The sequence below is a fragment of the Pseudomonas sp. P1_A1 genome (genome assembly GCF_056406935.1).
Genome location: NZ_JBFTZE010000009.1, coordinates 257211 through 263772, shown reverse-complemented (window position 1 = coordinate 263772; position 6562 = coordinate 257211). Strand labels below are relative to the sequence as shown.

The window sequence follows — 6562 nt, the reverse complement described above, 5'->3', positions numbered from 1 at the left end:
CCCTGGGCAACAACGTCGAGAACCTGACCCTCACCGGCAACGACAACCTCACCGGGGTCGGCAACGCCCTGAACAACGTGTTGATCGGCAACAGCGGCAACAACGTGCTGGAGGGCGGCACCGGTGCCGATGTGATGATCGGCGGCAGCGGCAATGACACCTACAGCGTCGATAACCTCAAGGACGTGGTCACCGAAACCAGCACCCTGGCGAGCGAAATCGACACCGTGCGCTCCTCGGTCAACTGGCTCCTCGGTGCCAACCTGGAAAACCTSACCCTGACCGGCAGCGACAATATCTACGCGGTCGGCAACGCCCTGAACAACGTGCTGATCGGCAACAGCGGCAACAACATCCTCAACGGCCAGGGCGGTCTGGACACCATGAGCGGTGGCGCCGGCGACGACACCTATGCCCTCGACCAGTTCGGCGAACTGGCGCTACTGCAGGAAACGGCCGACCAGGGCCGTGACCTGCTGTACATCAACTACGCCTCGACCCCGACCACCAGCACCGTCGACCTCAGCCAAAGCAACCTGCAAAACGTCGAAAACGTCACCCTCACCGGTGCCGGCACCTTCACCGTGATCGGCAACGATCTGAACAACACCCTGCAAGGCAACGCCTACGCCAACACCTTGCAGGGCGGGGCAGGCAACGACCTGCTTGACGGTGCTGCGGGCAATGACCTACTGGTAGGTGGTTTGGGCGCAGACACCCTCACGGGCGGCTCTGGCGCCGACCGGTTTGTTTTCAATTTGCTCAGCGAGCTGGGCAAAGGGGTAAACAGTGATGTCATCACCGACTTCAGCAGCCAGCAGGGCGACAAGATCGACCTGTCGAAATTCGATGCCAATCTGTTACAGGATGGCTTCAATGGCTTCAGCTTCATTGGTACCAATGACTTCACAGGAGCAGGCCAAATACGCTTCGTCGACCATGTGCTCTCAGGCAATGTCAGCGGCAACGCCGGTGCGGACTTTGAAATCCAGCTGGTGGGTGTCAATACCTTCAGCGCCACCGATCTGGTTGCCTGACGGTTCTCATCGCAAACGCAAATTCCGGCCTGTCAGTCAGGCCGGAATGTACAAACAAAAACGCCCCGATCAATGATCGTAATGCTGTTCACTTAAGTGGAGCAGCCTTACGATCCACTGGAAACCGGGTCTTTGAAATTTTCACCGTCCTGGGCCTCGAAGGCCTTGGGTGGTGATCCAGAAACAATCCTCCAATACCTGCCCTTAACTCTGATAACCGCCTCCCTCTCGCTGAAATCGGATTGGCTGCTGCCATCACGATCAGCTGGACCACGATGTACTGACAGGCTGGTTTGAAGCGGATGTCCGAGGGGGCCCGACCAAATGCCATTGCCGCCTGACTGGCTTTCCGACGAACCACGTTGTAAGCCAGCAACAGCCCCCCAGACTTCCTGATAGATCAAGTCGACTTTTTTGCTACGCAAGGTCACTGCGTTCTGTTGCATTGAGCTTTTGATGTCTCTGAAGCCTAACTCGATCTCCCAACGCTCCTGATAAAGCCGAGCCACGGCTTTGGTGCTGTAGGTGTTCGCCGGCAGCGACGTCATAACTGTCTTTGAATTTCATAGTTGACTTCGCGGGCCTCCCAATGCGTTGAAAGGCCCGGATTTCGGGCTCTGGCTCGCGGTGAGACCTTCATGCGCACCAGGCGATCGTGCGGGTTGTAACGAGCCACTTCCTCACAAACCGTGCCTTTTTTTGGCCGGAATCAACCAGTGCCTATGGGTGCCGGCTTTATTCAGGCTCGACAGGCATCGAGCCGCTTACGCGCTTCGGTTACACCGCTTCGGGCCAATAGCTGGTCAGAGGCCAGGCCTTGGGCACAAATGTTCAAACGCCTGGCCACTTCGTGAACCGGCTCGTCACGAAACAGCGCCATGCCGAGTACCAGCCAAAGCACTTGATCGGCGGGCAAGCAACGTCGGCGAATGGTCGCCTGGCTGGAAAGATCCAGCGCAAACGCTACCCACTCAACCGGAATATGTTGGGTAAAGGTACTCAGATCGCAGAAGTTGAAAGATCGCCAAGGTCGAGCAGGTCTTGTTGAACAGACATAAAAAATCCGATGCCAGAGGTCTGGCATCGGATTTTCGAGTAAGCCCTGCTGAGACTCAAATGCTTAAGTGAACAGCATTACGACTGGTTCGGGGCGTTTTTTGTTTGTACCGTGAAAGGCTCTTGAACGATTAAACCAACACCCCCAATTCCTTCGCTCGCGCCACCGCCTGGGTCCTGCGCTCTACCCCAAGTTTGCTGTTGATATGGCTGGCATGGGTTTTAACGGTATGCAGCGAAATGAACAACTGCTCACTGATTTCCTGATTCGAACACCCCAGTGCGATCAATCGCAGAACGGCCAGTTCACGCGTACTGAGTTGTTCCGCAGCAGGCGATGCCTCCAGCATCGGGCGGGAGACCAGGGCCGGAAGTTTTTCCGAAAGGCTCTGCGAAACGGCCGTCGGCGCACAGAGTTGAAGTTGCCCGCGCAGCCAGTCCGCGTTCTCAGCCAGTAATCGGTCAAACGGTTGCAGGACACCTCCGGCGGCCGCCTCCAAAGCCTGGGCCAACGCCTTACGGGCCTCGGGTTCGCGCCCGCTCACCAGCAACAGCATGACTTTCTGACTCAGCGCCATCACGCTGAGCATCTGCCGACCGCTGCGCTGACCGTGCTCATGCAACGCGTTCAAGCGTCCCTCGGCGAGCATGGGCTGGCCCTTCATCATGTCCAGCACCGCCTGTTGCAACTCAATGTGCAGCGGCAGTTGTGGATGGAATTCCGGTGGTGCAGCCGGGCGCTCGCCGTTGTAGGTCTGGCCCAGGCGCGCAAGCCAGGCTTCGGCCAGATCGGTGCGGCCCTGAGCCAGCCAGAGTTCACATTTGACCAGGGTAATCATCGCCAGATAGTAAATCGGCGGGACGTCCCAGACATGCATCAGGCGCTCGGCCTCGGCAAGTTCGGCGAAGGCCTTCGCGAATTCGCCGCTGTTTCCCTCCAGCCGGGCAATCACGCAGTGGCCGATCAATACGCTGATATCGCGACAGGCCCGGGCTTCGCCCAACCCCGCTTGCAAACGTGCCCGTGCGGCCTGGGGTTGCAAGCGCAGCGCCAGCAAAAAACCCTCGTACAAGGTCAGGCGCGCGCGCACCGCATAAAGCCGTTGTGGGGATAAACCTTGCAGGCGTTGCAGCCCCTGACGGACTTCATCCAGTGAACGCAGGATCTCCCCTCGCGCCTGCAATACCCGGGCGCGGTCGTAATGAGCCAAGGCCTCGAACAACGGATTGCCAACGCGCTGCGCCAGCTCAAGGGACTCACGATTCAACCCCCTCGCACGCCAGAGGTCGCTGTCGGCAATCGCCAGATTGGACAATGTCGACAGGCACATCAGTCGCTGCCCATACCGTTTGGCCGGCAGGCTATCCAGCGCTTCGGTGCAATAGAGCATGGTCAGCTCGCGATCGCCTCGCCCCCGGGCAATGATCCCGCTCAGGGCCAGCCATTGCGCCAGCATGGATTTTTGCGCAGTAGCCGACGGCGCCGGCAGGAAGCGGCTCAGGTGACTGGCCAGCTCCTCGGCGGCGTCCAGTTGACAGGCCAGCCCCAATGCCCAGCTGTAGAGCACGATCAACCGTGGCGTGCTGATTAACAGACTATCGGGCAAGTCCATTTTCCAGCGCAGCAGCATGCCGACGTTCTGCTCGGCCAGCAGTTGCTCTTCAGAAAGGTTTTGCACCAGATTCGCCGCGACATCCAGATGCCCGGCGCGCAACGCCTGCTCCACCGCCTCATCGAGTAGCCCTTGGGCGTTGAACCAGCGGCAGGCGCGCAGGTGCAAACTGGCCGTCGGCACCATCGCCTGGGCGGTGGGCCGGCTGCGCAACAGATCGGAAAAAAGGTGGTGATAGCGATACCAGTGACCGTGTTCGTCCAACGGCACCAGAAACACCTGATGCGCCAGCAGGAAACGCAGGATTTCGGCGCTGTCATGGGCTTCGCGCACCGCATCGCACAGCTCACTGCAAAAGCGCTCCTGGGGCGCGGTGTCGTACAGGAATGACTGCACCTCGGCGGGCAGGCAATCGATGACTTCTTCGAGCAGGTAATCGCGAATCAGCCCTTCCCCGCCGTACAACGACTGGGGCAATGCACCAGCGCTGCCCACCTCGGAGGCCGCCAATAGCCAAAAGCGCAGCCCTGCCACCCAGCCTTCGCTGCGCTGGATCAAATTCTCCAGCGCCTCGCCACGCAATGAAATGCTGTGTCGATCAAGCAGGCTCAGGGCTTCATCATGGGTCAACCGAAGATCCTGCTCATGCAACTCGAGCAGTTGCCGCGACAGCCGCAGGCGTGCCAGATGCCAGTCCGGACGCTGCCGACTGGTGACCATGACCAACAGGCCATCGGGTAAATGATTGAGGAAAAACTGCAGACAACGATCGAGCACCGGGCCCTGGGCCAGATGATAGTCATCAAGTACCAACAGCAGCGGCGTGTTGGGTGAGAGGTGCACGGCCAGTTCATCGAGCAAACCGTCCAGCCACTCTTCAAAGGCGAACGGTTGATGACGTTGGCGCATTTTCAGCAGTCCCAACGCCTGGCTGCCCAGTTGTGGAAAGTAGTCCTGAAGACCTTCGAGCAGGCGCTCAAGAAAACGGCCGGGATCACTGTCCCGCAGACTCAAGCCCAGCCACAGGCTTTGCCAGTGATCCGGCAACCCCTGACAAAACTCCACCGCCAATGAACTCTTGCCAAACCCTGCCGGCGCGCTGACCAGCAACAGCCTGCCACCGAGACCTGCACTCAAGCGCTCACACAGACGCGGCCGCAGCACATGGCCGGCGGGCAGCGGAGGCCGGAAAAAACGCCCGTCCAGTGCCGCGACGGCAACGCTTGYAGGGCCCGGAAGTGGGGACAGATCAGTCATGGCCGGCTCTTGTTTGAAATACTGATGGCGGCGTTACAGATGTCCGCAGCCTAGCGGTAAACGAAGAGCTATTGAAGGTTATTGCTACAAATGGCTACAAAAAGACTACGAGCAAAAATGTCAGTAAACCGGACAGCCACACCGGACGACGCTCTTTATGAACTTCCAAAAAAATGCCCCGAACCAGTCGGGGCGTTTTTTTCGAGGATGCGGCCTCGGGGTTACAACGTTTTAGCGAACGCCTTCCTGACGCAACGCGGCCGGAGTGAAGTCGGCGGTGCTGGCGGTGAAACCGAAGTTGTACGCCGACTTCTCTTCGTTCTTCATGCCCAGTGCCAGGTAGCGGCCCGATTGCAGGTCGTACAAGGTTTCGAGGGCGTACCACGGCACTTGCTTGTCGTAGTAGTTCTCGGAGTGAGCCTCGGCGACGCGCCACAGTTGCCCGCGACCGTCGTAGTGGTCGACCACTGCCGCCTGCCAGGTGTCTTCGTCGATGTAGAAGTCACGTTTGGCGTAGATGTGACGCTGACCTTCCTTCAGCGTCGCGACCACATGCCAGACCCGGCGCAGTTCATAACGAGCCAGGTCCTGGTTGATGTGACCAGCCTTGATGATGTCGGCGTACTTCAGCTGTGGCGAATCGAGCTTGTAGCTGTCGGAGGCGATGTACATCTCTTTCTTGCCTTCGAGCTTCCAGTCATAGCGATCCGGCGCACCGTTGTACATGTCCAGGTTGTCGGAGGTACGCAGGCCATCGGCAGCGGTACCCGGTCCGTCATAGGACACTTGCGGCGCACGACGCACACGGCGCTGCCCGGCGTTGTAGACCCACGCCGAACGCGGCTCTTTCACCTGGTCGAGGGTTTCGTGCACCAGCAGCACGCCACCGGCCAGACGAGCCGGCGCGGTCACTTTCTGCTTGAAGTAGAACAGAATGTTGCCCGGGTTCTTCGGGTCGAAATCCTTCATCCTGTCGCGGAACACGAACTGGTCCTCGAAGTACACCAGGCTGAACGAGCCGTTCGGCTGCGGTGTGGCCTGGGTTATCAGACGGGTCACACTGCCGCCGCGATAACGGGTGATATGGTTCCAGATCACCTCAACGCCGCTTTTCGGAATCGGGAACGGGATCGCGGTTTCGAAGTTTTCCAGACCGTTGCCGCCGGACACCAGATTAGTGTTGGTAGCGTTCTTCTTGATGGAGGCAAACACCTCATCCGGCACAGTGGCGCCGCGATGGGACGGGTAGACCGGCATCTTGAAGGTTTCCGGGTAGCGCTTGAACATCGCGTACTGGCCCGGCGCAAGCTTGTCCTTGTACTGGTCGACGTTCTGCGCGGTGATGGTGAACAGCGGTTTTTCACTCGCGAACGGATCAGACAGAAAACCCTTGCTGTCCACGCTACCGGCGTTTTTCGGCATCGGTTTCCAGGCCGGGATCGAGCCGTCGGCGTTGCCTGCCATCTCGGCCCCCATCGGGGTCAGGCTCTTGCCCAGCTTGTCCGCTTCGGCCGCAGGGACCGCCGCCATGACACTGGTCGCCAGCAGCGAAAGCCCCAGAACACTAACGTGGAACAGACTCTTTGTTATTTTCATAAA

3 protein-coding genes and 1 pseudogene are annotated in these 6562 nt (G+C 59.2%); 1 reads left to right on the top strand and 3 read right to left on the bottom strand.

Features of this window, described 5'->3' with window-relative positions; translation table 11 throughout:
* The coding region (locus AC1D2Q_RS16160) for a calcium-binding protein (RefSeq protein ID WP_477813828.1) at positions 1–1037 on the top strand (1037 nt) is incomplete at its 5' end.
* An 88-nt stretch (positions 1038–1125) separates the two neighbouring features.
* Here AC1D2Q_RS16160 and AC1D2Q_RS16155 read toward each other — a convergent pair.
* From AC1D2Q_RS16155 to AC1D2Q_RS16145, 3 genes and pseudogenes are all read right to left on the bottom strand, one after another.
* Positions 1126–2093, bottom strand: a pseudogene (locus tag AC1D2Q_RS16155) (transposase domain-containing protein).
* Positions 2094–2224: 131 nt separating this feature from the next.
* On the bottom strand, positions 2225–4963 hold the full coding sequence (locus tag AC1D2Q_RS16150; protein ID WP_477813827.1) for a winged helix-turn-helix domain-containing protein: 2739 nt from the start codon (positions 4961–4963) through the stop codon (positions 2225–2227).
* A gap of 231 nt (positions 4964–5194) precedes the next feature.
* The gene (locus tag AC1D2Q_RS16145) at positions 5195–6559 is read right to left on the bottom strand and encodes a DUF1329 domain-containing protein (protein WP_477813826.1); all 1365 of its coding nucleotides are present in this window, start codon (positions 6557–6559) and stop codon (positions 5195–5197) included.
* Between the last annotated feature and the right edge of the window lie 3 nt (positions 6560–6562).

What these genes read in the sequence shown, in the direction of transcription:
- AC1D2Q_RS16145 (WP_477813826.1), bottom strand. Translation starts at nt 6,559, where the DNA reads ATGAAAATAACAAAGAGTCTGTTCCACGTTAGTGTTCTGGGGCTTTCG.